Raw genomic sequence first — 22929 nt, 5'->3', positions numbered from 1 at the left:
CCGGGCAAACCTGTGGATAAGCACGCGCGCACCCCGTGTACCAGGCGTTGCCCGCGGCTGGTCAAAAAACAACCACTGGCGATCCGCTTGCCAGTTGCCGCCGAGGTCGTCACTGTCTGCCCATGCGCTTTGAACCCATCCCCCTGCCGGCGGCGATGCAGGCCGACCTGGAAGCCGCCTACGCGATGCCGCCGCGGGCGTACCACAACTTTTCGCACGTGCAGGCGGTGCTGCAGCATTGTCAGGCGGTTGCCGACGGTCCCGGCTGGCAGCAGCCGCGCGAGGTGCAGCTGGCCGCGCTGTACCACGATGCGATCTACGACGCCGGACGCAGCGACAACGAAGCGCGCTCGGCCACGCTGGCACGCGACGCGATCCTGCGCTGGCTGCCGGCCGAGGGCATCGATGTGACGCGGGTGGTGCAGCTGATCGAATTGACTGCCCGGCATGGCGCATTGGCCGCAACCGACATCGATGCCGAGGCCGCGCTGTTCCTGGATTGCGACATGGCGATCCTGGGCGCGCCGGCGGCGGTGTTCGATGCCTATGACCAGGGCATCGCGGAGGAATATGCCGGGCATGTGCCGGGTTTCCTGTTCCGGCTCAACCGGCGCCGCTTCCTCAAGCAACTGCTGCTGAAGCCGCGCATCTTCCTGAGCGATTTCTTCCACCAGCGGCTGGACCGCGCGGCGCGCGCCAACCTGCGCCGCCGCATTGGATAATGGTGGCTCGCCGCCCCCTTGATTGCCATGTCCGAGCTCGTCGCGCTTCCCGACCCCGATCCACGCCCGCAGCCACCGGAAGAACCCGGTCCGAACGAGTGCTGCGGCAGCGGCTGCCCGCTGTGCGTGCTGGATCTGTACAACGATGAGCTGCAGCGGTACCGGGCCGCGCTGGCGGCATGGACGCTGCGTCATCCCGATGCGATCGACTGAACCCGCCGCGCAATGACCCGGCACCCTTCGACCAGTCTTCCCAGGCGTCCGCACGCCGGCGTCGCGTTGCTGACCCTGGTTGCGCTGGCGATGTTCGTCGTCACCGCGCTGTGGACCCAGTGGGCACGCCAGGACCTGGATTGGGTGCAGGCCACGCTGAGCCTGTATCTGCATGGGCCATGGGGCGTGGCGCTGCGCGTCGCCTACGGCATGCTCGCGCTGGCCATCGTGCTGCTGGCGTGGTCGCTGCATGCCGGCAGCGGCTCGCGCCGGCGCAGCCTGGCCGCACCGCTGCTGTTCCAGGTGTCCGCGCTGGGCCTGCTCGGCGTGGCCATCGGCGACAGCTGGCTGCCCGAGCGGGCGCCATTGCTGGCCCCACTACTGCACGGACTGGCCGCCAACACTGCGTTCCTGTGTGCCAGCGTGGCGATGCTGCTGCAGAGCTGGTACCTGCGTGCCGATCCCCAGTGGTCGCGCTGGGCCAACCTGGCATGGAGGTGGGCGTGGCTGTGCTTTGCGCTGCTGTGGCTGCACGTGTTGTGGCGGGGGCCGCCACGGGGTGCAGGACAGAAGCTGGTGATCGCCGCCATCGTGCTGTGGCTGCTGGCGGTCGCCCTGCAGCAGTGGCGCCTGGCGCGGACGCGTCGGGTCGCTGCGCCCGGCTGAGCAGTGCAGCCAGTCTGTGTACATGCCGTTGGCAGGGGACCGGCGTATCGTGGGCGGGACTCTTTTGGGATGCGTGACGATGCGGCTAGCCGGGTGGGGGAAGGTACTGGGTCTGGTGATCGGTGGGTGGGCGTCGACGGCGGTGGCCGCGACACCGCAGCAGGTCAGTCATGGGCGGTTCCAGCAGGTGCCGGTGTTCCTGCCTGAAGGACACCTGCAGCGGGTGGTGGTGTGGTTCGACGGGGGCCGCGAGCACGAACGCACCCGGCAGCGCATCGATGCCCTGCGCGCGCAGGGCGCGCTGGTCGCCCAGGTCGACGTGGCCCGGTTGCGCAAGGAACTGGCCCGCGAAGGCGGCGGTTCCTGCGCGTTCGGTGCCGGCGACGTCGAGAATTTTTCGCGCTGGTTCCAGGCCTACCTGCATGTGCCCGGGTACCGGCTGCCGCTGATCGGCGGCGACGGTGAAGGCGCCGAGCTGGCATATGCGGTGGCCGCGCAGGCCGACACCCAGGTGTTTGCCGGGCTGTTGACCACCGACTTCTGCCCGGACCGGGCGCGCGAGCGCATGGTCTGCGGGGCCGGTGTCAGCCATGGCCGGTTGCAGCCGGCCGACCTCAATTTTCCCTGGTTGAACGCGGCCGGCGATGCGCGCTGCAAGGTTGGCGATGCGGCCGCCTTCGTACGCAAGGTGAGCATGGGCCGACAGTTCGAGCGCAGCGCCGATGGTGGCGACCTGCCCGGGCTGCTGGCGGCGGCGCAGGTGATCGGCGCGCAGAAGGGGGTGAGCCTGGCGCCACCGCCGGATGACCTCAAGGGCCTGCCGGTGATCGAAGTGCCGTCCAGCAAGCCGGGCGATACGTTCGCGATTTTCGTCTCCGGTGACGGCGGCTGGGCCGGGCTGGACAAGGAAGTGGCCGCCGCCCTCAGCGAGGCCGGGGTGTCGGTGGTGGGCGTGGATTCGCTGCGCTATTTCTGGACCGCCCGCGATCCGCAGGGGTTTGCCCGCGACCTGGAGCGCATCGCCGCGCATTACAGCCGGCAATGGCAGCGCAAGCGGGTGGTGCTGGTCGGCTTCTCGCAGGGCGCCGACGTGCTGCCGGCCGCGATCAACCAGCTGTCACCGGCCGCGCGCGACAGCGTGGCGATGATCGGACTGCTGTCGGTGGGCAAGACCGCCGATTACGAATTCCACGTCAGCAACTGGCTGGGCGGCGGTGGCGGCGGCCTGCCGATCGCGCCGGAGATTGCCAGGTTGCCGGTCGGCAAAACGCTGTGCCTGTATGGCGAGGACGACGATGATGCGCTGTGCCCGGACCTGCCTGCCGGCAATGCGCAGGTGGTGAAACTGCCGGGCGACCATCACTTCAAGGGCGATTACGATCGCCTGGCGCAGACGTTGCTGGAGCATCTGTCGGCGCGGTGAAGCACGGCGGAGACCCGCTGGGGGATCCCCGCCGCACGCTCAGTCGTGGCGGCGCGGATCCAGCGAGATCAGGCGGGTGGCATCGAGCAGCGCAGCCGGCAGGTGCACACCGCCGGGTGCGGCCAGGTAACGGGCACGCCACTGCGGGGCGAACTTGGACTTGAAGCGGCGCAGGCCGCTGAAGCCGTAGAAGCGCTCGCCATGCCGGGCCACGATGTTGGCAAAGCGGTTCCAGCGCCCGGCGAGGCGGTGCTGGGCCAATCCCGACAGCGGCGCCATGCCGAGCGAGAACCGGTGGAAGCCATTCGCGCGGCCCCACAGGAACAACTCGATGAACAGGAAATCCATGGTGCCCTTGGGCGCTTCGTCGATGTGCCGCATCAGGTCGACCGACAGCTCGTGTCCGGCCGGGGCCTGCCACAGGTTGGCGAAGGCGACGATGCGGCCCTCCGCTTCCACCAGCGCCATCGGGAAGCGCACCAGGTAGTCCGGATCGAAGCTGCCCAGCGAGAAACCCTTCTCGTCGCCGGCCTTGTCATCCAGCCATTCCTGCGAGATCGCTTCCAGCGCAGGGAGCAGGGCGGGCACTTCGGCCGGTGCGGCCACGCGGAAGCTCAGGCCGCTGCGCTTGCCGCGGTTCCAGGCCTGGCGCAGGTCGGCGCGCTCGCGTCCTTCCAGGCCGAAGTCCTGCAACGGCACCATCGCCTCTTCGCCGAGCTTGACCAGGGTCAGGCCAAGGTCGAGGTAGGTCTGCCAGTGCGCTTCGCCGACCTGGTAGAACACCGGACGCAGCCCGAGCCGGTCGGCTTCCTCGCGGAAGCGCCAGATCAGCCCGCGCACCACCTCCGGCGGGCCGACCGGATCGCCCATCGCGATCAGCGAGCCGCCGTAGCGCTGCATCATCACAAAGCCACGCTGGTCGGCATCGCGCAGCACCGCCTTGTCGGCGGTGAGCACCAGGCAGGCCTGGGTGTCTTCGGCGGCTGCCAGGATCGGCGCAAGTGCGTCCAGGGTCGGGCCGTCGGCGGCCGGCAGCGGGCTGCGCGTGCTGTGCAGCAGCCGGGCCAGCCCGAAGATGGTCAGCGCGATGGCCACCACCAGCAGCGCCCGCAGCGCGCGCGGGGCGTTGCCCTGCAGCGCGAACTGCCACCACAGCTCGTTCTGGTATTCGACATGGCTGTAGACGAAGAACAGCAGCCAGATCACCGCGACCAGGACCAGGCCGAGATTGCGGATCCACGGCCACGACCAGGCTTCGTCGAGCAGCGCCCCCTGGCGGTAGAACTCACGGCGCGAAGCCCACAGCGCCATCGCCACCAGCAGTGCCGACAGGGCGATCAACACCTGGCCGCCGCGCAGCCAGATCGGCAGCGGGGCGATCACGCAGATCCCCAGCGCGAGCATCCAGGCGGCGTGGCTGCGCCGTTGCAGGCCTTGCCCGATCAGCAGCAGCGCAACCCCGCCGAGACTGCCGAGCAGGTGCGAGGTTTCCAGGATCGGCAGCGAGGCGTTGACCAGGTGCCGCCGCGGGGTGGGCAGGGTGCCGTCGATGACCAGGGCGGCGCCGACGCTGAACACCGCCAGCGCGATGATCTGCGGCAGCCACGGACGCAGCGCGGTCCAGCCGGCGCGGGTGGCCCCGGCGCCGACCCGCAGCGGCTTGCGCATTGCCGGGCCCAGGGCGAGCAGCGTGGCCAGCAGCAGCGGCAGCACGTAATAGGTGACGCGGTAGATCAGCGCGGCGGCCAGCACCGACGCCGGTGCCACCTGCGGCAGCAGCTTGAGCAGGCTCCACTCGAACACGCCCAGCCCGGCCGGCACGCTGGAGATCAACCCGGCCAGCACCGCCACCAGGTACAGGCCGACGAAGCCGGGCAGGCCGGTGGGGGTATCCATCGGCAGCAGCACGTAGAACGCGGCGCTGGCCAGCACCAGTTCGACCACGCTCAGCGCGGTGACGCCCAGCATGGTGCGGCGGTCGGGCAGCCACAGGCTGTGGCCGCGGATCTGGAACGTCCGCCCGTCACGACCGACCAGCAGCAGCGTGCCGAGGTAACCGAGCAGGCCGACAATGCCGAACACGCGCACCGCCTGCACCGACACCGGCAGCGCCAGTGCGGCCGCGCCCGGTTCGAGGATGAAGGCCAGCGCCAGCAGCAGCCACGCACCGAACACGAAGCCAAGCGTGCTCATCAGCACCACCTGGCCGATCTCGCCCAGGCTCAGCCCGGCGCCGCCATAACCGCGCAGGCGAACGGCGCCGCCGGTGAGCGCGGCAAACCCCAGGGTCTGGCCGAGCGTATGCGCAAGGAAGGCGGTGATCCCGACCCGCGCCGGGTGCAACTGCTTGCCGCTGCGGCGCAGGCCGATGGCATCGAAGCCGATCAGGCAGGCGTAGCTGGCCAGGCCCAGCACCACGGTCAGCGCGATCTGGCCGGCACCGAGGTGACGGAAGGCTTCGCGGATGGCGCGGTAGCCATGTTCGTCGAATTCGTTGGCCAGCCCCCGCAGGGCCAGGGCCAGGATCGCCAGGCTGAAGATGACGGTGGCGGCGCGGCGCCAGGCCAGGCGTGCCGGGGCGGGAGCAGGGGTCGTTTCGGTCATCGGTACAGCGTGCTCCGTGGCGGGCGACGAAAGAGTCAAGACAGGCAGTGCAATGGTGCGGGCGCATCGTGCGCCTGATGCGCGCGCTTGCCAAGGGTGTGTGCTGTGCCTGCGGTGGCGGTACGGTGCGGCGGCAAGGACAGGCTCACGCCGCATCGGTGACAATGCCCCTTCACACAGAGGAGAAAACGCCATGTTGGAACGTTTCGACGTTGGTCCGCGCATGTCTGAAATGACCGTGCACAACAAGGTCGCCTATCTGTCCGGGCAGATTCCCGAAGACACCAGCCAGGACATCACTGGCCAGACCCGGCAGGTGCTGGAGGAGATCGACAAGCTGCTGGCGCTGGTGGCCAGCGACAAGCAGCACGTGCTGCGCGCGGAAGTTTTCCTGGCCGACATCAACGATTTCGCCGGCATGAACGCCGCGTGGGATGAGTGGGTGGTGGCGGGCATGACCCCGGCGCGCGCGACGGTGGAAGCCAAGCTGGCCGATCCGAGCTGGAAGGTGGAGATCGTGATCACCGCGGCATTGCCGTAACGGATCGCATGGCAGCCGGGCATCGCTCGGCTGCACGGCCTCAGCGCGCGGCGATCAGCTCGATGCAATCCACCGGGCACGGCGGAATGCACAGTTCGCAGCCGGTACACAGGTCGGCGATGACGGTGTGCATGTACTTGGCACCGCCAACGATGGCATCGACCGGGCAGGCCTGGATGCACTTGGTGCAGCCGATGCAGTCGGCCTCGATGATCAGCGCCACCTGCGCGGGTTTATGGTCGCCACGGCTGCGGTCGAATGGCAAAGCGGGTACGCCCAGTACACGCGCCAGGGCCCGCGCGCCGTCGTCACCCCCGGGCGGGCAGTGGTCCACGCCGGCCTCGCCGCGGGCCATGGCCTCGGCATAGGGGCGGCAACCGTCATAGCCGCATTGACCGCATTGGGTCTGCGGCAGCAGGCGGTCGAGGCGTTCGGTCAGGGGCGTGGCGGTCATCATGCGTGGCGTCGGCTGCGCGGGGTCTTCATTTCAGCGGTTTGCCGCGATACCAGCGGTCGTGGGCGAGGGCCAGCATCGGGCGGTCTTCACTGCTGTCGCCATAGGCGTGGATGCGCTGGAAGCGTGACAGGTCGTAGCGCTGGCGGATGTGTTCGGCTTTGCGCGGACCACAGTCGCCATCGGCGTAGCGGCCGGTGAGGCGTCCGTCGCGGCTTTCCAGGCGGTTGCAGATCAGGCCCAGCCCGAGCGATTCGCACCACGGGCGCAGGTACAGATCCAGCGAGCCGGAGACAATCACCACGGTATGCCGCTGCTGCAGGTGCCAGCGGATCTGTTCCAGCATCTGCGGACGCACCATTTCTGGCAGCACATCACGCGCATAGCCGGCGGCCTGGGTCGCGATGTCATCGCTGTGGCGGTTGCTGAAGGTCAGGCGGGTAACGCGGGCGCGGATGCGCTCGGCCGAGATCAACTTGAGCCGGTAGGCCAGCAGCCATGGCCCGACTTTCCACCAGGCCTGGGCGAGCTGCTCCGGCGTCGCCACACGGCGCAGGAAGCGGCCGTAGGTGTCGCCGGTGGTGACCGTGTGGTCGAAATCGAACAGGGCCAGTTCCAAACCGCACCTCCCTCCGTGCAGGCCAGCAGGAAGGGGCGGCAGGACCGCCCCCGCGTTGCGATCAGCGCACCGGCATGCCGGGCTGGGCGCTGCTGTCGGCATCGAGCAGGGCCAGGTCGCCGCCGTCGAAACCGGCCGAGAGGATCATGCCTTCGCTCAGGCCGAAGCGCATCTTGCGCGGGGCCAGGTTGGCGATGAACACCACGCTGCGGCCGACCAGCTTGTCCGGTTCGGCGTAGCTGGCGCGGATGCCGGAGAAGATCTGGCGCTTGCCGAGCTCACCGGCATCCAGTTCGAAGCGCAGCAGTTTGTCCGAGCCTTCGACGAACTCGCAGGCCAGCACCTTGCCGATGCGCAGGTCGAGCTTGGCGAAGTCGTCGATGCCGATGTAGGCCGGGCCGTCGGTCGGGGCGGCGGCCACCGCCGGTGCGGGCGCGGGCTTGGCAGGCTTGGCCGGGGCGACGGGGGCTGCGGCGGCGAGGGTGTCTTTGGAGGCGTCGGTCATGGCGTCGATCATTTTCGGGTCGATTCGGGTGAACAGCGGTGCATACACCGCGATGGTGTGTGCGGTCAGCGGGCGGGCGATGTCGGTCCAGTCCTGCACCGGGGCGGCGAGGAAGGTTTCGGCCTGCGCGGCGGTGGCCGGCAGGATCGGCCGCAGGGCGGTGACCAGCACGCGGAACAGGTTCAGGCCCTGGGTGCAGACGGCCTGCAACTGCGCGTCGGCGCCGTCCTGCTTGGCGATCACCCACGGCTTCTGGTCGTCGATGTAGCGGTTGGCTTCGTCGGCCAGGGTCATGGTCAGGCGCACGGCGGCGGCCGGGTCGTTGCGCTCGTACGCCTCACGGATCGGGGCGATGGCGGCGACGAAGCGGTCGTACTGGGCGGCATCGGGCAGGCTGTCGGCCAGGCGGCCATCGAAGCGCTTGCTGATGAAGCCGGCGCAGCGGCTGGCCAGGTTGACGAACTTGCCGACCAGGTCGGCGTTGACGCGCGCGATGAAGTCGCCGAGGTTGAGGTCGAGGTCTTCCACGCCGCCGCCGGACTTGGCGGCGAAGTAATAGCGCAGCGCTTCGGCTTCCAGGCCGACATCCAGGTAGGTGCGCGCCATGACGAAGGTGCCGCGCGACTTGGACATCTTGGCGCCGTCGACCATCAGGTAGCCGTTGACGTGCAGGCGCGTCGGCGCACGATGGCCGGTGCCGTGCAGCACGGCCGGCCAGAACAGGCCATGGAAATTGACGATGTCCTTGCCGATGAAGTGGTGCAGTTCGGTGCTGGAGCCGGCGCGCAGATGGGCGTCGAAGTCTTCGCCGTTTTTCGCGCACAGGGTCTGGAAGCTGGACAGGTAGCCGATCGGCGCGTCCAGCCAGACGTAGAAGTACTTGCCGGGCTGGCCGGGGATTTCAAAACCGAAGTACGGCGCGTCGCGGGAGATGTCCCAGGCGCGCAGGCCGCCTTCGGCGTTGAGCCATTCGCCGAGCTTGGCCTTGACGCCGGGCAGGGCGACGTCGCCGGCCAGCCACTCGCGCAGGAAGCCTTCAAAGCGGCCGACTTCGAAGAAGAAATGCTCGGAGTCGCGCATTTCCGGGGTGGCACCGGAGATGACCGAGCGCGGGTCCTTGAGTTCGGTGGGGCCGTAGGTGGCGCCGCACACTTCGCAGTTGTCGCCGTACTGGTCCGGGCTGCTGCAGACCGGGCAGATGCCCTTGATGTAGCGGTCGGGCAGGAACATGCCCTTGGCCGGGTCGTAGAACTGGGCCACGGAGCGACGCGCGATGTGGCCTTCGGCCTCAAGCTTGAGGTAGAAGGCTTCGGTGAGGGCTTTGTTGGCGGCCGAGTTGGTGGAGTCGTAGTGGTCGAAGGCGACACCGAAGGCCGCGAAGTCGCGCTCGTGGCTGGCCTGGATGTTGGCGATGAAGGCTTCCGGGCTGACGCCGGCTTTTTCGGCGGCGAGCATGATCGGGGTGCCATGGGTGTCATCGGCGCAGACGAACCAGGTCTTGCCGCCGCTCATTCGCCGCGCGCGCACCCAGATGTCAGCCTGGATGTAGCCGACCAGGTGGCCCAGGTGGAGCGGGCCGTTGGCGTAGGGCAGGGCGGTGGTGACGAGAGCGGTGCGGGTCATGGGCTGCGTTGTTGCCTTGGGGACCGGGGATTATCGCATGGAGGGGGTGGGCGCCTGCGGCGGGCTTTTTTTTCGAAGCCGGAGCCAGTGCGACAGCTGAAGCCGAAGCCGAAGCCTATTGACTGGTTTGCTGGGGGAGGGCTGGGGTGGGTGAGGCCGCGGGGCACGCTGCAAGTACGTCCGTGTAAGCTCCGCCACCGCATCCATGCGGTGGAGGGCCCCGCAACCTCACCCACCCCAACCCTTCCACAGTTGGCTGGTGTGCATGGGAACGGCGGGGGCAGGGGCAGGGGCCGACGCCTAAGCCTAAGCGAAGCGAAGCGAACTGGGCATAACGAACCGAACCGAAAGGAGCTTCTCCCTGTCGAAGCCGGAGCCAGAGCGGTTTGGTTCGGGGTGTGGGGGGAGTTGAAATGCAAAAGGCCGAAGCGGCGCAGCCGCTTCGGCCTTCCTCTTCCTCCCAACCGGCGATGCACCCGCCTCGACCACACCGCAGCAATGACTAGCTAACCAGCGCCGAAAAATTACTCACGCACCCATGTCTGGGAGCGGCAGATGAAGGCGATGCAGCCGGAGACGTCGAGCTTGGCGCCGCCGGTCTGCAGCTTGGCCTTGGACTTGTAGGTCTTGCCGTTGCCCGGGTCCAGGATGGTGCCGCCGGACCAGGCGTTGGCGCCGTCGGCCTTGAGGTTCCACAGGATCGTCATGCCCTTGACCGGCTTGTTCTTGTTGGCGCCTTCGCAGCCGTCGCAGACCGGGTTGGGGCCCTTGTCCGAATGCAGGATCTCCACGACCTTGCCGGTCAGGGCGCCGTTGGCGGCCTGGGTGATCTCCACGATCGACTTCACCTTGCCGGTCTTGTCGTCGATGGTCTTCCAGCGGCCAACCGCACCATCGGCCGCACTGGCCGACATCGCGGCCAGCATCAGCGGCAGCGCCAGCAGCAGAGTCTTGAACGTCTTGCGCATGTTCCCCTCCCAGGGTATTCGGTGAATGCCGGCGCGGTGCCGGGACAGGCCGACTGTATACCCATTCGGCGGGGTATGGGCAATGCCCCGCGGCAGGCGGGGGTGGCGCTACGGGATCTCGTACAGCTCCAGCGGCAGGCCGTCCGGATCGGCGAAGAAGGTGAAGCGGCGGCCGGTGTATTCGTCGGTGCGGATCGGCTCGCAGGTGACATCGGCCGCGGCCAGGCGCGCGATCATCGGTTCCAGTGCCGCTATCCGGAACGCGAGATGGCGCAGTCCCTGGGCTTCCGGGCGGCTGGGGCGGGGCGGGGCGTCGGGGAAGGAGAACAGTTCCAGCTGGCTGCCGTCGGGCAGGGCCAGGTCGAGCTTCCAGGAATCGCGCGCGGCGCGGTAGTTCTCGTCCAGCACGCGCAGGCCCAGGACCTGCGTGTAGAACGCCTTGGAGCGCGCGTAGTCCGAACCGATCAGCGCCACATGGTGGACGCCGAGCAGCGGGGTGTCGTGGTCGTGGGTCATTGCAGGGTGTCCAGCCAGCGCCGGGCGATCTGCAGCGCCAGCGGATAGGGTTCGGGGCCGTCGCGGTTGCTCAGGATGATCACCGTCAGGCGGTGTGCGGGATAACGCAGGATCACATTGCGGAAGCCGATGCTCTCTCCGCTGTGCCACTGCGCCTGGCCGTTGAGCCGCCAGCCGAACCCGTAGAACGGCACGTCGGTTTCATCGGTGGCGGTGGCCGGCGCGAACGCCTGGCGCAGCGACGATGGCTTCAGCAGACGCGCGTCGTACAGCGCCGCGTCCCATCTGGCCAGGTCGGCCAGCGAGGAATAGATGCCGCCGTCGCCGAGTACCGCGCTGGTCGGGCTCTGATCGGTGCGCTGCCAACGTCCGTCGATCTGGCTGTAGCCGTACGCGCGATGCGCCACATCGTCCACGCCGTCCTGATGGGCGACGCTGGCATCCATCCCCAGCGGAGTGAAGATGCGCGCCTTGAGGAAGCTGGCGAAATCCTGCCCGGACGCCTTGGCCACCACCAGCGCCAGCAGCGCATACCCGCTGTTGCTGTAGCGGTAGCGGCTGCCGGGCGCGAACAGCGTGCGGTCCTGGGTTTCCAGCAGATGCAGCACATCGCGGTCATGCAGCTGTGCCGTCGCGCCGGGCGGCATCAGGTCTTCATAGTCGGGCAGGCCGCTGGTATGGCTGAGCAGCTGGCGCAGGGTGATCGCGTCGGCGGCGGCCGGCAGCGAAGGCAACCAGCGCTTGAGCGGGTCATCCAGGGTCAGGCGGCCGTCTTCGGCCAGCAGCAGGATCGCCGCCGCGGTGAACTGCTTGCTCAGCGAGGCCAGGCGGAAGTTGCTCTGCGCGGTCACCGCCGTGCCGTCTTCGACCACCGCCAGCCCATAGCCGCGCTGGAACACCGGCTGGCCGTCGTGCAGCACCAGCACCGCCGCGCCGGGCACCTGGCCGTCGTAACGCTGCAACAGCGCATCGATGCCCGGGTCCGGCGGCGTCAGTACCGGCGCGGCGATGGCGTTGCCGACAGCGAGCAGGCCGATGCACATCGCGTTGATCCAGCGCGGACGCGACGTCATGTGCATGGCCGCCTCCCGGTGGCAGGTCAGGGTTTGGCGACGGCCGCCGGCGTGCCGGCGGTTTCGCTGGCGATCCAGCGCTGCAGCTTGGCATCGAGGATATCCAGCGGCATCGAACCGTCGCGCAGCACTTCCTCGTGGAAACGGCGCAGGTCGAAACGCGGGCCCAGCGCCGCCTTGGCACGGTCGCGCAGCTCGAACATCTTCAGCTCGCCCAGCCCGTTGGGCAGGGTCTGCCCGGGCAGTGCCATGAAGCGCTCGACTTCAGCGGTGGCATCTTCGGCCGGCATGTCGGCGGTCTTGACCAGATAGTCCACCGCCTGGCGCTTGCTCCAGCCTTGCGCGTGCAGGCCGGTGTCGGCGGCCATGCGCGCGGCACGGGTCAGTGCGGCCTGCAGGTAGCCGATGCGTTCGTACGGATCCTGGTAGACGCCGAGCTGGTCACCCAGCGATTCGGCATACAGGCCCCAGCCTTCGATGAAGGCGATGTCGCCGCCCAGGCGACGGAAGCGCGGCAGCTTGTCCAGTTCCTGCTGCAGGCCCAGCTGCACGTGGTGGCCGGGGATGCCTTCGTGCAGGAACTGCATCGGCGCGGCCCAGCGCCGCCGGCTCGGCAGGTTGCCGGTGTTGACGTACAGGATGCCCGGACGCAGGCCATCGGGCAGCGGCTGCTGGTAACTCACCGCCGACGCGGCGGCGGCGCGCTCGGGTTCGACCGCGTGTATCTCCATCGGCGCCTTCGGCAGCGTGCCCAGCAGTGCCGGCAGGCGGCCGGCAACCTGGGTCTGCAACTGCCGGTAGCGGTTGAGCAGGGCCTCGCCATTGGCGTACTGGAAGCTCTTGTCGGTGCGCATGTTGCGCAACACCTTCTGCTGCGAGCCGCGGATCCTGTTGTCCTTCAGAATGCCGGCGATCTGCGCCTGCAGCGCGGCCACGCGTTGTTCGGCCACGCTGTGGATCTGCTGCGCATCCAGCGTGGAGGCAGTGCTCTGCACGATGTTCTGCGCATACCAGGCCTGGCCCTTGGGTAGCGCGCCCAGGCCATCGCTGCCGCGCGTGGCGGGCAGGTATTCGGTGGCGATGAAGCCGCGCAGGGCGCGGTAGGCCGGCATGATCCGATACTCGATCATGCGTTTGTATTCGGCGGTGATGCGGGTCTTTTCCGCGTCGGGGATGTCGGCGGGCAGGTTGCGCACCGGCGCCCAGAACAGGGTTTCCTCGGCAGTGGGCTTGATCACCGCATCCAGCTGCGGCAGCACCTTTTCCATCAGGTCGCGCGGCTGCACCACGCCGGCGGCCATGCCCTGGCGCATGTTGGCGATGGCCTGGTCGAACAGCGGGCCGATGCCCAGCGAACGCTTGGACCAGTTGTCGTAATCCTTCACCGTGTTGAACGGCTGGGCGCCCGAGCCGGAGCCGAGGATGGCCATGATGCTGCCCAGGTTGTAGTACTGGCTGACCGGCAACATCCAGCTGGGGTACTGCTCGGCGGCGACGGACATGCGCGCATCGCGCACGAAGATCTCGTAGCTCAGCAGGTCCTGGCCGGTAAGGCCATCGGGGCCGATCTTCTCCACCTTGCCCAGCCATTCGACGGTGAAATCGTGCGACTGCTGGCGGTAGGCGGCCGAGAGGATGTTGGGCAGCTGGTCGTTGTGGCGGCTGTCGCCCTGGAAGGTGGCCTGCAGCGGATTGAGCCGCATCGAGGCATCCCAGTATTCATCGTAGATGCGGTTGAGCTGGGCCGCCTTGGTCTGCTGGCGCACCAGGGGCTGGCGGGCCGGCGCGGCGGCAGGGCGCGCGCGGGGTTTGGCCTTGGGTTTGGCGGCCTGCCGGGTCTGCGCGGCGGCCGGCCGGTTGGCCTTCTTCTTGGCGGCTTCTGCCGGTGCGGCGGTGCTGAAGACCAGCAGGGCGGCGATGGCGAGCGCCAGGGCGCGGGCGGGGTGGGGCATCGGCGGTATCCGTAACACTACACAGACCGGGGAGCTTGCCCGATCCGCGCGCGTACGGCCAGCGCCGCACCACCCCGCGTCAGCAGGGGTAAAGACCCGCTGCCGTCACCGGCAGTACGCGGTTAGCGGTCCCCGGCGCGGGTGAACGGCACGGTTTCCGGGGCGACGGCGCCGCCGGAGATGATGAAGCTCATCGCCTGGTCGACGGTCCAGTCGGTGGGCGTGAGCAGTTCCACCGGCACGATTTCCAGGTAGCCGGACGTCGGGTTGGGCGTGGTCGGCACGTATACCGCCGCCAGCTCACGACCGGTGCCCTGTTCGCGGATCACCCGGGTGACCAGCCCGACCGATTTCATGTCTCGGTGCGGGAAATCGATCAGCACCACGCGCTGGGTGCTGCCCGGCTCGGTCTGCAGCATGTCCAGCAGCTTCTTGGCGCTGTCGTAGATGATGCTGGCCAGCGGAATGCGCTTGATCACCGCGCCGAACCAGCGCAGCAGGCGCTGGCCGATCACCCGGCGGCTGAGCACGCCCACGCTGAGGATCACCAGCAGGGTGGCGGCCAGGCCGATCACGTTCTGCATCCACTCGACCTTGACCCAGCCCAGGTAATGCGGGAACGAGGCGGCGATCTGCTCGGACAGGGGCACCACCACCGGGCTGGAAATGCCCGACAACAGCACGAAGACGAATTTGACCACCACCCAGGTCAGCCAGATCGGCAGCAGGGTCAGCAGGCCGGTCAGGAACAGGCGCTGCAGGGAGGGGCGCGGGACGAGTTGGGGGGCTTCGGGCGACATGCCGCATTGTAGCGGTGCAGCCGCCCGGATTACCCTGCCGGCCACCGCAGGAAGCGGCGCGCTGGAGGAATGCTGTGTTGAACGGAATGAAGTGGGTGGCGATGACCCTGCTCGGATTGGGCGCGCTGGTGCTGCTGGTGCTGCTGGTGCTGCTGGTGTCCTGGCTGCTGCCGGTGCCGGCGGCCGAGCGTGCGGCGCTGGCGGCGATGGACACCGCGCCGCGCGGCCAGGTGCCCGAGCGCAATGCGTTCCCAGCGCTGTGGCTGCTGCCCTATGACGGTATCGATCCGGCCCGGATGCGCGCGCTGACGGCACAGGATGTGCGGGACTTCGCGCAGGCGATCGGCGCCCGGCCCCCACAGGCGTGGACGACCTCTGTTGCCGAGGGACGATACCCCAAGGTCACGGCTGCCCATGGCTGGTGCGGGCGCGACAGTGACAGTTGCCTGGACGAGGTGCGCGCGCATGCGCAGGAGGTGGCGCAGGCGCATCGTGGACATGACGGGCTGCACGCGCGCATCCGCGCGTTGGGTCGCAACGACCACTACCGCACTCTGTTCGCCAGTGACGTGTCGATGCCGTTCCCGCCGATACAGGCGTTGATGGAACGGCTGTCACTGCACGCGCTGGAACACGTGCGTGGCAACAGCACCCCGGCGCTGCAGGGCGTCTGCGAGGACATCGGTACCGGGCGCATGTTGATGCGCAGCAGCGACAGTCTGCTGCTGGCGATGGTGGGCGGTGCCATGGCCAGCCGCAATGCGGCGCTGTTCACCGAGATATTGTCCGAGCTGCCGGCCGATGCGCCCGTGCCGCTGCGTTGCCAGCAGGCTCTGGTGGTCCCGACAGTGGCCGAGCTGGACCTGTGCGTGCCGATGCGCGGCGAGTTCGCCTACCAGCGCAGTGCAACCGCACGGCTGCCGGACGGACACTCGCGTTGGCTGTACGACACCGAAAAGACCCAGGCCCGCAATGCCGCGCTGCTGTCGCGCAGTTGCGCGGCCGCGGTCCGGCAACAGATCCGCGAAGACCGCAGGGTGGCGCTGGCCGCGCCGCCGTCGGTGTGGTCGTTGCAGTGCGCGGCCAACGCGGTGGGCTGCATGCTGCAGGACATCGCCGGGCCGGCGTATGACGAGTACAACTGGCGCATGCAGGATGCCGGCGCGCAGCTGCGATTGGCCGCCGCGATGCTGTGGCTGCGAGGGCAGCCGAACGACGGCAAGGGTGCGATGGCGACGTTGGCACGATTGCCCGATCCGCTCCACAGCGCGCACCGCCCGCTGCAGCCCAGCGCCGATGGTCGAGGCGTGCAGGTGCGACGCTTTGCGCGGCCTTCCCCCGACGCGAGCGCGATGATCCGCGCGCGGCTGCCGTTGGCCTGGCAGCCGCACTGATGCATGACGCCGGCGGCGCGCGGGCGCCGGGGGGGCGTGGCTACGGCAACGGTTGAAACGCCGCCCCGTCGCCAACGCTGTCCAGTGTCCAGCGCTTTGCCGAAGGCAGCGGTTCCCACTGCACCTGGTCGCGGTCGTCCTCGATGCTGCCATGCGCGCGGCGCAGCTTGCCGGTGGAATAGTTGATGCTCAGCGCCTCGGTCTCCCCGGAGTTGCGCATCAGTGACTCGCTGTCGTAACCGATCAGCGCGAAGGCCCGGTCCTGCCAGCGGAAGGTGTAGGTGGTCGAGCCGGTGGACCAGCTGCCGGCATTGGAGAAGAAGTACAACTGCACCCGCAGCGTGCCGCGCACGATCGCTACGCCGCCGGAACCGTCCTCGAATACATCGGACATGTTCGGGTATTCGTGGCGCGGAATGAGGACGTGGTTCTGCGCTGCCAGCGCGTAGCCGCCGTCCGGCCTGGACCATGCGACGGCGAGCAGGCGCGGATTGCTGTCCAGCGGGCTGATGCCGAAGCCGTCATGCTCGATCACGTTGCGCGGGTCCTGCTGACGCAGCACCAGCACCAGATCGGCGCGCCTGTCCGCGTTGAGGTCGCCGTCCAGGCGCTGTTCGATGCGCCACCCGTCTGGAACGAATCCTTCGGCGCTGCTGGCAGCCGCCGGCAGGCGCGGGTACGCCACCGGCGGAACCTCCACGGCCAGCGCCGACGTCGGCAGGCACAGCAGGGTCAGGGCAGCAGACAGCAGGCGCATGGGGTCGTCCGTGAGACGCGGGGGCCAACGAGGATAGCAACCGCGTGCTGGATCACGCCTGGCTGTCGGACGCCCTGGGGCTGCGCGCGTCGGGCTTGAGCCGCAGGTAGACCTGCTTTCGCACGCGTGCCACCACCTCGCCCTGCGCATCCAGGATGTCGTTGCTGAACCAGTGCAGGTACTTTTCCCCGCCGGCGGTCGCCGCGCGCAGCTGATCGAGCAGCGCGTCGTCCAGGTGGAACTCGGCCGTCACCGTGCCACGACCGGGCTTGATGAATTCAATGGCCCCGGCGCGGTCCCACACGTAGTAGTCGCGGCCCAGGTTCTGCATCACGGTGAGCATCCAGAACGGATCGGTCATCGCAAACAGACTGCCGCCGAAATGGGTGCCCACGTAGTTGCGGTTCCACGGGCGCATGCGCAGTTCGACGCGCACGTGGCGGTAGTCGTCGCTGACCTCGGTAACGTGGATGCCGGTGAACAGGAACGGCGGCCACAGGTTGATGCCATGGCGGAAAACGGTGGCCTTCATCGGTCGGGTCACGCAGGGGACGGTGGTCGAAGTCTAACATTCGCCTGCGTATGGTGGGCGTGTGGGGATCAGCTGCCGTCGTTGGCCGCGTAGCCGTCGCGGCCTGCGGCCTTGGCCCGGTACAGCGCCGCGTCGGCGCCTTCGAAATAATGGCGCGGCTCGCTGTCGCTGGCGGGCACGCGGGTATAGATGCCCACGGTCAGGGTGATCCGCAGGGTCTGCCCCGGCCCGGCCGGGACCTCCATCGACCGTGTCCGCGCCAGCAGGTCCTCGACCACCTGCACCGCACCGTCGGCGCTGGTGTCGGGCAGGATCAGGGCGAACTCGTCGCCGCCGAAGCGCGCGGCCATGTCGCGCGGGCGACGTGCATGCGCGCCGATTTCGCTGGCGATCCGGCGCAGCACGCTGTCGCCGGCGTGGTGGCCGTACACATCGTTGTGGTGTTTGAAATGGTCCACGTCGATCAGGACCAGGCTGAGCGGGCGGCCGCTGCGGCGACCGGCATCGTGCTCCTGCTGGAGGGCCTGCTCGAAGCGCAGGCGGTTGCCCAGCCCGGTCAGCGCATCGCTGTTGGCCTGGCGCCGCCACGCACTGATCCGCCACAGCACCCAGGCGGCAATCACCGCCAGCATGCCGGTGAGTGCGGCGGCCGGGGCGAACCACAGGTTGCCCGCGCGCAGCAGCACGAAGCTGACCAGCAGCGTGACAGGCAGGGCGAGCAGGGCGCTGGCCGCCGCGCGGGGCAGGGTCAGGCCGAGGCAGCACAGCGCCACCAGGACCCCGCTCAGCAGGTCCTGCCAGAGCGGGGGGGGCAGGGTGATGACCTTGTCCTCGAGCAGCATCGAGGCCACGTTGGCCTGGTACTCGCTGCCGCTCATCCAGCGCTCGCGGGTCGTGGGGGTGAGCAGGCGGGGTGCGATGCCGCTGGCGGTCATGCCGACCAGCACCCGCCGTCCGCGCAGCAGGGCAGGATCGACGTCGCCGTTGAGCACGTCCACGTAAGAGACCTGCGGGAAGGTTTCCGGTGGGCCGGCGTAGCGCACGCGCACGTAGTGGTCGCGGCGCCACTGGTACGGCGAGGACTGCGTCGGCTCCGGGTCGCGCAGGCCCGGCAACGGACCGGGCGTGTCGGCCAGGGCCAGCCCGAGCGCGGGCCAGTGCGGCGAGCCGATGCCGGCGGCCAGGTACAACCCGCGCGCCACGCCATCGGCATCCACCTCGATGTCGCTGTGGCCGAGCGTGGCCGCGTTGGCGGCGATCAGCGGGATGGGCAGCAGTTCCTCGGCCATGCGCGGGCCGCTGGCCGGTGCGGCCAGTACCGGCAACACGACGTGGCCGTTGCGCCGGATCGCCGCCGCCAGGTCGGCGTCCTGCGCCGCGTCCTGGCGGTCCGGCTCGGACAGCATCAGGTCCAGTACCACCCTCGAACTGCCGGCCTGGGTGAGGCGGTCCAGCAACCGGGCATGGACCGACCGTGGCCACGGCCATTGGCCGATCTGCTGAAGGCTGTTGTCGTCGATCGCCACGATCAGCAGGCGCGGGTCGGGGCGGTACTCCCAGTCGCCGACATAAGCGTCGTACACCGCCTCATCCTGTTGCCAGAACCACTGCCAATGACTGGCGGACGCAGCCAGCGCGCCGACCAGGGTCGCCAGCAGAACGCGGTGCGGCCAGGACAGCAGCAGGGGTTTCACAGCAGCAGCCACAACAGCAACGCGCCGCCACCCACGCCATAGCAGGTACGGCAGGGCAGTTTGATCTGCTGCGCCGGCGAGAACGGGCCGGCGTAGCCGTCGTCGTCGATGTACTGCACCCGTGCGTGCAGGGTGCCCCGCCACGGACGCCTTAGCGAGACCTCGGGTTGATCGACCTCACGGTCCAGCAGCGGCTGGGCGAAATCGCCGGTGCGATCCAACTGCACGCGATAGCGCTGGCCGGGCTCGCCGGCTTGCCAGCGTAGCGTCAGCTGGCCCTTGGCCGCCTGCGGCGGCTGCAATGCCGGATCGACCGGGGCATCACTGAGGGTGAGCGCCACCGGCTGGCCGAAGCGTCCCCGGTGGCCGGCAGCGTCGCGCGAGGCCACGCGCCAGAAATAGCTGCCCGGCGGCAGCTCCCTGGTCGGGCGCAGGTGGGTGCTGCGGCTTTCCTGCTCCAGCACCGGCTCCAGGAACTGCGCATCGTGTGCGATCTGCAGCACCGTCGCCTCGGCACCGCTGACCTGGCTCCATTCGAACCGCGGCCGCGCGCTGTGGACGGTTTCCTGGTTGACCGGGCGCACCGTCAACGGTGCCACGGGCTGGTCGCGCACCACGAAGTCGCGCTCGGCATCCAGGCCTTCGACGCCATCGGCGCTGACCGCGCGCACCAGCAGGCGCAGCTCGCCCGGCGGCAGGTCCGGTACGGTGAGCGTGGTGGCGGCCGTGTCCTGGGCGAACAGCAGGATTTCCGGCTGGTCGGCGCGGACCACGTCGACCCGGTACTGTGCGGCGGTGTCCACCGCCGACCATGCCAGCTGCGCCGGCAGCGGATCGAGGCGCAACCGCGCCGCGTCCAGCACCGGTGCCGGCAGCAGCGCCTGCGCCTGGCCCGGGCGTACGTCGGCTGACAGGCTGCGGCTTGCCTGGCCACGCGTGACCAGGCGCTGGCCGCGGCGATTGCCGACCTGCACCTTGCCTTCGATCACCTCGGTGGCCGCGCTGTGGGTGGCATCGCCCGCGCTGACCCGGAACACCGTGCCGCGCACGCTGCTGGTCGCGCTGGGAGCATCGATGATGTATCGCGACGCCGGGCCGCTGGCCGGCGTCACCCGGCTGCTGGTGCGGCCCTGTTCCAGTCGCAGGCGGGTGTCGACCATGCCGGTGCGGCCGTAGCGGCTCAGCTGGTCCAGGCGCAGGCGCGAGTTCTCGCGCAGCTGCAGCCGCGAGGCATCGGCGAAGGCGATGGTCACGCTGGCGTCGGCGCCGGTGACCAGTTGCTGGCCGATGGTCAGCAGCTCGCCTTCGATGACATCGCGCAGGGATGTCTGGCCGGCAGCGCCGACCTGGACCCGGCCGCGCGTGGCCAGCACCCGGGCCGGCGCGGGTTGCACCGCCAGCCAGGCGATCGGGAAGCGCAGCTGCGTGCCCGGCGGCAACCGGTACGGATCGGCCACGCGGTTGTGCGCCTGCAACTGTTCCCAGGGGACCGACGGCTTGAGATAGCGCGTGCCCAGGTCCCACAGGGTGTCACCCGGACGGACCCGGTAGTTCCAGTCCTGGGCGAGCAAGGGGGCGGCGGGCAACAGCAGGGCGGCCAGCATCAGCAGGCGGCCGCCCAGGCGGGAAAAATGTGGCAAGCGGGTCGAACTCACGTTGTCTGGGCCCTGCAGGGCGGGGCGCAGCCCTGCGACCCCGATGGCCCAGACCTCATCCCCCCGAATGGATCGCGACGTCCAATGCGCCGCGCGGGCATTATTGCCCGCGCTTCGTGCAGGGTTTCTGAACGTGACCGAGATCACGCCCGGACTCTGTGGGATCCGGTAAAGGGCGGTGTCGTTTCCGGCATCCGGCGGCCGACACTGCGCCAGAGCCTCAGAACAGCAGCGAGGCCATGCGCCGACGGTAGCGGCCGATCAGGTCATCGTCGCCGATCACCTTGAAGGCGTCGATGAGCAGCTTGCGTGGCAGGCCGTCGGCGAAGCTGCGGTCGCGGCGCAGCATCTCCAGGAACTGCCCCAGCGCGGCCTCGTCCTGTCCGCCGAGCAGCAGCTGCACGCCGCGCAGGTGGCGGGCCTGCAGGTCATCGCCGTTGGCGGCAATGCGTGCGTCCAGTACCTCGGCCGCGGGCGCATCCTGCAGGGCAAAGGCGAAATCCAGGCGCGCACGGGCGCGCACCGCACGGTCATCGGTGGCCAGGTTGGCCGGCAGGGCATCGATCAGCGTGCTGGCCTCGGCGCTGGCGCCGGTCTGCAGCAGGGCCAGGGCGAGGTCCAGCTTGAGCTCGTCCTTGTCCGGCTCGGCCGCGATCGCCGCGCGCAGCACATCGACCTGGGCCTGCGGATCCAGCGGCTCCGGTTCGGCCACCGCTTCGGCGACCGGTTCGGCCGGGGTGACCCCGTGCTGGGCCAGGAACTCGCGGATCTGGCCTTCCGGCAGCGCGCCCGGGAAGCCATCCACCAGCTGGCCACCCTTGACCAGGAATACCGTCGGCACCGAGCGGATCTGGAAGGCGGCGGCAATCTGCTGCTCCTGGTCGACATCGACCTTGGCCAGCTCGAACGCGCCGTGGTATTCGCCAGCCAGCTTTTCCAGCATGGGGCCGAGGGTCTTGCAGGGCTCGCACCAGGTGGCCCAGAAATCCACCAGCACCGGTGTCTGCAGGGACTTCTGCAGCACCTCGGCTTCGAAGGTGGCGGTGGTGGCGTCGAAGACGTGCGGCAATTCGCTCATGGTCGGCAATCAACGAGTAAAGATGTAGGCAGTGTATGGGTGCGCGCGCGGCGGGACGCAACCCCGCTGCCCCGTGATCGGCGCAAACCGGCGACAATGCGCGCCCCGGACCCGCACAGGCAGTTGTTCCATGCAGACCCCGCACCGCATCGATCGCGCCCTTGGCGCGGTGGCCGCCGTCTTGTTCGTGGCCGCCGTGGCCGGGTTTGGCGTGGCATTGCCGGGCTATGAAGCGCTGCGCCATCCGGTGGCGCTGCTGGGCGCGAGCGGTGTGCCGCACGCGCAGGCATTCAGCTGGCTGGGCTTCGTGCTGCCGGGGCTGCTTTCCTGTGGGGTGGCCATGCGCCTGCTGCTGCGGGTGCCGCGAACCTCGCCGTGGACGATGCGGGTCGGCGTGCAGTTGCTGGTACTGGCCGGGTTCGGCATTGCTGCGATGGGCCTGCTGCCGCTGGATGCCGAGGACATCCAGAGCCGGGCCAGCCAGTTCCACGCCAGCGCGTGGATGGTGTGGGTGCTGGCGTTCGTGCCGGGTACGGTGATGTACGGCCTGGGCGCACTGCGCGTGCCGGGCTGGCGTGCATCGGCGCTGCTGCACCTGGGCTGCGGCGTGGCGATGGTGCTGGCGGCGTTCGTGCTGCAGGCATGGATGCCGGCGCCGCTGGCGCAGCGGCTGGCATTCGGGTGCTGGCTGGTGTGGCTGGTCGCTGCGCTGCCGACGGCGCATCCTCGCCGTTGACGGGGCCGGCGCGCAGGTACGGCGCCCGCTGGAATCGGATCGCCAATGAAAAACCGTGGCGATTCAACAGGATGAGGGCTTTGAGGGGCATCGATGACGCACTCGATTGGAGCCCCATGCCGCACTGCGGTACCCTGTCCCGCTTTGCCGCCGCACTAGCGTTTCCATGACCAGCGTCGAACCCAACGTTTACGATCCGCAGCAGGTTGAATCCGCCGCCCAGAAGTTCTGGGATGCCACGCGTGCCTTCGAGGTCACCGAGACCTCGGACAAGCCGAAGTACTACTGCCTCTCGATGCTGCCGTACCCGTCCGGTGCGCTGCACATGGGCCACGTGCGCAACTACACGATCGGCGACGTGATCAGCCGCTACAAGCGGATGACCGGGTACAACGTGCTGCAGC

22 protein-coding genes are annotated in these 22929 nt (G+C 69.0%); 8 read left to right on the top strand and 14 right to left on the bottom strand.

Annotation, left to right across the window (positions count from 1 at the left end):
• Positions 1 to 122: 122 nt before the first annotated feature.
• From RTO53_RS09460 to RTO53_RS09445, 4 genes are all read left to right on the top strand, one after another.
• On the top strand, positions 123 to 722 hold the full coding sequence (locus RTO53_RS09460) for a hypothetical protein (protein ID WP_312237550.1): 600 nt from the start codon (positions 123 to 125) through the stop codon (positions 720 to 722).
• Between the two features lie 27 nt (positions 723 to 749).
• Positions 750 to 935 (top strand): oxidoreductase-like domain-containing protein, encoded by a 186-nt coding sequence (locus RTO53_RS09455; protein WP_312237549.1) that lies wholly within the window; start codon positions 750 to 752, stop codon positions 933 to 935.
• 12 nt (positions 936 to 947) lie between these two features.
• Complete coding sequence (locus RTO53_RS09450; RefSeq protein ID WP_312237548.1) at positions 948 to 1601, top strand: DUF998 domain-containing protein; 654 nt, start codon at positions 948 to 950, stop codon at positions 1599 to 1601.
• Positions 1602 to 1680: 79 nt separating this feature from the next.
• Entirely contained in the window at positions 1681 to 3024 is a 1344-nt protein-coding gene (locus RTO53_RS09445) for an AcvB/VirJ family lysyl-phosphatidylglycerol hydrolase (protein ID WP_312237547.1), read from the top strand.
• Positions 3025 to 3063: 39 nt separating this feature from the next.
• On the opposite strand, the gene mprF is transcribed toward RTO53_RS09445, so the two are convergent.
• Entirely contained in the window at positions 3064 to 5628 is a 2565-nt protein-coding gene (gene mprF, locus RTO53_RS09440; protein ID WP_312237546.1) for a bifunctional lysylphosphatidylglycerol flippase/synthetase MprF, read from the bottom strand.
• A 193-nt stretch (positions 5629 to 5821) separates the two neighbouring features.
• Here mprF and RTO53_RS09435 point away from each other — a divergent pair, with 193 nt between their 5' ends.
• Positions 5822 to 6169, top strand: coding sequence for a RidA family protein (locus tag RTO53_RS09435; protein ID WP_038687069.1), 348 nt, complete (start codon positions 5822 to 5824; stop codon positions 6167 to 6169).
• 40 nt (positions 6170 to 6209) lie between these two features.
• Here RTO53_RS09435 and rnfB read toward each other — a convergent pair whose 3' ends face one another.
• From rnfB to RTO53_RS09395, 8 genes are all read right to left on the bottom strand, one after another.
• Positions 6210 to 6626: an Rnf electron transport complex subunit RnfB gene (gene rnfB / locus RTO53_RS09430; RefSeq protein WP_312237545.1), complete on the bottom strand. Its 417-nt coding sequence runs from the start codon at positions 6624 to 6626 to the stop codon at positions 6210 to 6212.
• Positions 6627 to 6651: 25 nt separating this feature from the next.
• Positions 6652 to 7242, bottom strand: coding sequence for an HAD family hydrolase (locus tag RTO53_RS09425; protein WP_312237544.1), 591 nt, complete (start codon positions 7240 to 7242; stop codon positions 6652 to 6654).
• A 61-nt stretch (positions 7243 to 7303) separates the two neighbouring features.
• Entirely contained in the window at positions 7304 to 9370 is a 2067-nt protein-coding gene (metG, locus tag RTO53_RS09420; RefSeq protein ID WP_312237543.1) for a methionine--tRNA ligase, read from the bottom strand.
• Between the two features lie 524 nt (positions 9371 to 9894).
• Positions 9895 to 10338, bottom strand: coding sequence for a DUF2147 domain-containing protein (locus tag RTO53_RS09415; protein WP_312237542.1), 444 nt, complete (start codon positions 10336 to 10338; stop codon positions 9895 to 9897).
• A 108-nt stretch (positions 10339 to 10446) separates the two neighbouring features.
• On the bottom strand, positions 10447 to 10854 hold the full coding sequence (locus RTO53_RS09410; RefSeq protein WP_312237541.1) for a VOC family protein: 408 nt from the start codon (positions 10852 to 10854) through the stop codon (positions 10447 to 10449).
• Positions 10851 to 11933, bottom strand: coding sequence for a serine hydrolase domain-containing protein (locus RTO53_RS09405; protein ID WP_312237540.1), 1083 nt, complete (start codon positions 11931 to 11933; stop codon positions 10851 to 10853). The genes RTO53_RS09410 and RTO53_RS09405 overlap by 4 nt, the downstream gene beginning before the upstream one ends.
• Positions 11934 to 11953: 20 nt before the next feature.
• Complete coding sequence (locus tag RTO53_RS09400; RefSeq protein WP_312237539.1) at positions 11954 to 13879, bottom strand: DUF885 family protein; 1926 nt, start codon at positions 13877 to 13879, stop codon at positions 11954 to 11956.
• A gap of 122 nt (positions 13880 to 14001) precedes the next feature.
• Positions 14002 to 14679, bottom strand: coding sequence for a DUF502 domain-containing protein (locus RTO53_RS09395; RefSeq protein WP_256775892.1), 678 nt, complete (start codon positions 14677 to 14679; stop codon positions 14002 to 14004).
• 74 nt (positions 14680 to 14753) lie between these two features.
• On the opposite strand from RTO53_RS09395, the gene RTO53_RS09390 reads away from it, so the two are divergent.
• Complete coding sequence (locus RTO53_RS09390; protein WP_312237538.1) at positions 14754 to 16073, top strand: hypothetical protein; 1320 nt, start codon at positions 14754 to 14756, stop codon at positions 16071 to 16073.
• A 40-nt stretch (positions 16074 to 16113) separates the two neighbouring features.
• On the opposite strand, the gene RTO53_RS09385 is transcribed toward RTO53_RS09390, so the two are convergent.
• From RTO53_RS09385 to trxA, 5 genes are all read right to left on the bottom strand, one after another.
• Entirely contained in the window at positions 16114 to 16830 is a 717-nt protein-coding gene (locus RTO53_RS09385; RefSeq protein ID WP_312237537.1) for a hypothetical protein, read from the bottom strand.
• Between the two features lie 52 nt (positions 16831 to 16882).
• The gene (locus tag RTO53_RS09380) at positions 16883 to 17362 is read right to left on the bottom strand and encodes a DUF4442 domain-containing protein (RefSeq protein ID WP_312237536.1); all 480 of its coding nucleotides are present in this window, start codon (positions 17360 to 17362) and stop codon (positions 16883 to 16885) included.
• A gap of 68 nt (positions 17363 to 17430) precedes the next feature.
• Complete coding sequence (locus tag RTO53_RS09375; RefSeq protein ID WP_312237535.1) at positions 17431 to 19056, bottom strand: CHASE2 domain-containing protein; 1626 nt, start codon at positions 19054 to 19056, stop codon at positions 17431 to 17433.
• Positions 19053 to 20660 carry a FecR domain-containing protein gene (locus RTO53_RS09370; RefSeq protein ID WP_312237562.1) on the bottom strand — a complete coding sequence of 536 codons (1608 nt, stop codon included), beginning with the start codon at positions 20658 to 20660 and terminating at the stop codon, positions 19053 to 19055. Before RTO53_RS09370 ends, RTO53_RS09375 begins: the two co-directional genes overlap by 4 nt.
• Positions 20661 to 20931: 271 nt before the next feature.
• Complete coding sequence (gene trxA, locus RTO53_RS09365) at positions 20932 to 21789, bottom strand: thioredoxin (protein ID WP_312237534.1); 858 nt, start codon at positions 21787 to 21789, stop codon at positions 20932 to 20934.
• 130 nt (positions 21790 to 21919) lie between these two features.
• Here trxA and RTO53_RS09360 point away from each other — a divergent pair, with 130 nt between their 5' ends.
• Positions 21920 to 22525, top strand: a complete 606-nt coding sequence (locus tag RTO53_RS09360) for a DUF998 domain-containing protein (RefSeq protein WP_312237533.1) — start codon at positions 21920 to 21922, stop codon at positions 22523 to 22525.
• Positions 22526 to 22691: 166 nt separating this feature from the next.
• Positions 22692 to 22929 (top strand): class I tRNA ligase family protein (locus tag RTO53_RS09355; RefSeq protein WP_312237532.1); only part of this gene is annotated, 238 nt, incomplete at its 3' end.

Origin of the sequence: Stenotrophomonas sp., from assembly GCF_031995405.1 — a bacterium.
GTDB lineage: Bacteria > Pseudomonadota > Gammaproteobacteria > Xanthomonadales > Xanthomonadaceae > Stenotrophomonas.
Note: the sequence above shows the minus strand (reverse complement) of the source record. Positions and strands in the feature narration are given on the sequence as shown.

Excerpts from the sequence above, each read along its gene's own strand:
- RTO53_RS09460 (WP_312237550.1), top strand. The coding sequence starts at position 123 with ATGCGCTTTGAACCCATCCCCCTGCCGGCGGCGATGCAGGCCGACCTG.
- RTO53_RS09455 (WP_312237549.1), top strand. The coding sequence starts at position 750 with ATGTCCGAGCTCGTCGCGCTTCCCGACCCCGATCCACGCCCGCAGCCA.
- RTO53_RS09450 (WP_312237548.1), top strand. The coding sequence starts at position 948 with ATGACCCGGCACCCTTCGACCAGTCTTCCCAGGCGTCCGCACGCCGGC.
- RTO53_RS09445 (WP_312237547.1), top strand. The coding sequence starts at position 1,681 with ATGCGGCTAGCCGGGTGGGGGAAGGTACTGGGTCTGGTGATCGGTGGG.
- mprF (WP_312237546.1), bottom strand. The coding sequence starts at position 5,628 with ATGACCGAAACGACCCCTGCTCCCGCCCCGGCACGCCTGGCCTGGCGC.
- RTO53_RS09435 (WP_038687069.1), top strand. The coding sequence starts at position 5,822 with ATGTTGGAACGTTTCGACGTTGGTCCGCGCATGTCTGAAATGACCGTG.
- rnfB (WP_312237545.1), bottom strand. The coding sequence starts at position 6,626 with ATGATGACCGCCACGCCCCTGACCGAACGCCTCGACCGCCTGCTGCCG.
- metG (WP_312237543.1), bottom strand. The coding sequence starts at position 9,370 with ATGACCCGCACCGCTCTCGTCACCACCGCCCTGCCCTACGCCAACGGC.
- RTO53_RS09415 (WP_312237542.1), bottom strand. The coding sequence starts at position 10,338 with ATGCGCAAGACGTTCAAGACTCTGCTGCTGGCGCTGCCGCTGATGCTG.
- RTO53_RS09410 (WP_312237541.1), bottom strand. The coding sequence starts at position 10,854 with ATGACCCACGACCACGACACCCCGCTGCTCGGCGTCCACCATGTGGCG.
- RTO53_RS09405 (WP_312237540.1), bottom strand. The coding sequence starts at position 11,933 with ATGCACATGACGTCGCGTCCGCGCTGGATCAACGCGATGTGCATCGGC.
- RTO53_RS09400 (WP_312237539.1), bottom strand. The coding sequence starts at position 13,879 with ATGCCCCACCCCGCCCGCGCCCTGGCGCTCGCCATCGCCGCCCTGCTG.
- RTO53_RS09395 (WP_256775892.1), bottom strand. The coding sequence starts at position 14,679 with ATGTCGCCCGAAGCCCCCCAACTCGTCCCGCGCCCCTCCCTGCAGCGC.
- RTO53_RS09385 (WP_312237537.1), bottom strand. The coding sequence starts at position 16,830 with ATGCGCCTGCTGTCTGCTGCCCTGACCCTGCTGTGCCTGCCGACGTCG.
- RTO53_RS09380 (WP_312237536.1), bottom strand. The coding sequence starts at position 17,362 with ATGAAGGCCACCGTTTTCCGCCATGGCATCAACCTGTGGCCGCCGTTC.
- RTO53_RS09370 (WP_312237562.1), bottom strand. The coding sequence starts at position 20,660 with ATGCTGGCCGCCCTGCTGTTGCCCGCCGCCCCCTTGCTCGCCCAGGAC.
- trxA (WP_312237534.1), bottom strand. The coding sequence starts at position 21,789 with ATGAGCGAATTGCCGCACGTCTTCGACGCCACCACCGCCACCTTCGAA.
- RTO53_RS09360 (WP_312237533.1), top strand. The coding sequence starts at position 21,920 with ATGCAGACCCCGCACCGCATCGATCGCGCCCTTGGCGCGGTGGCCGCC.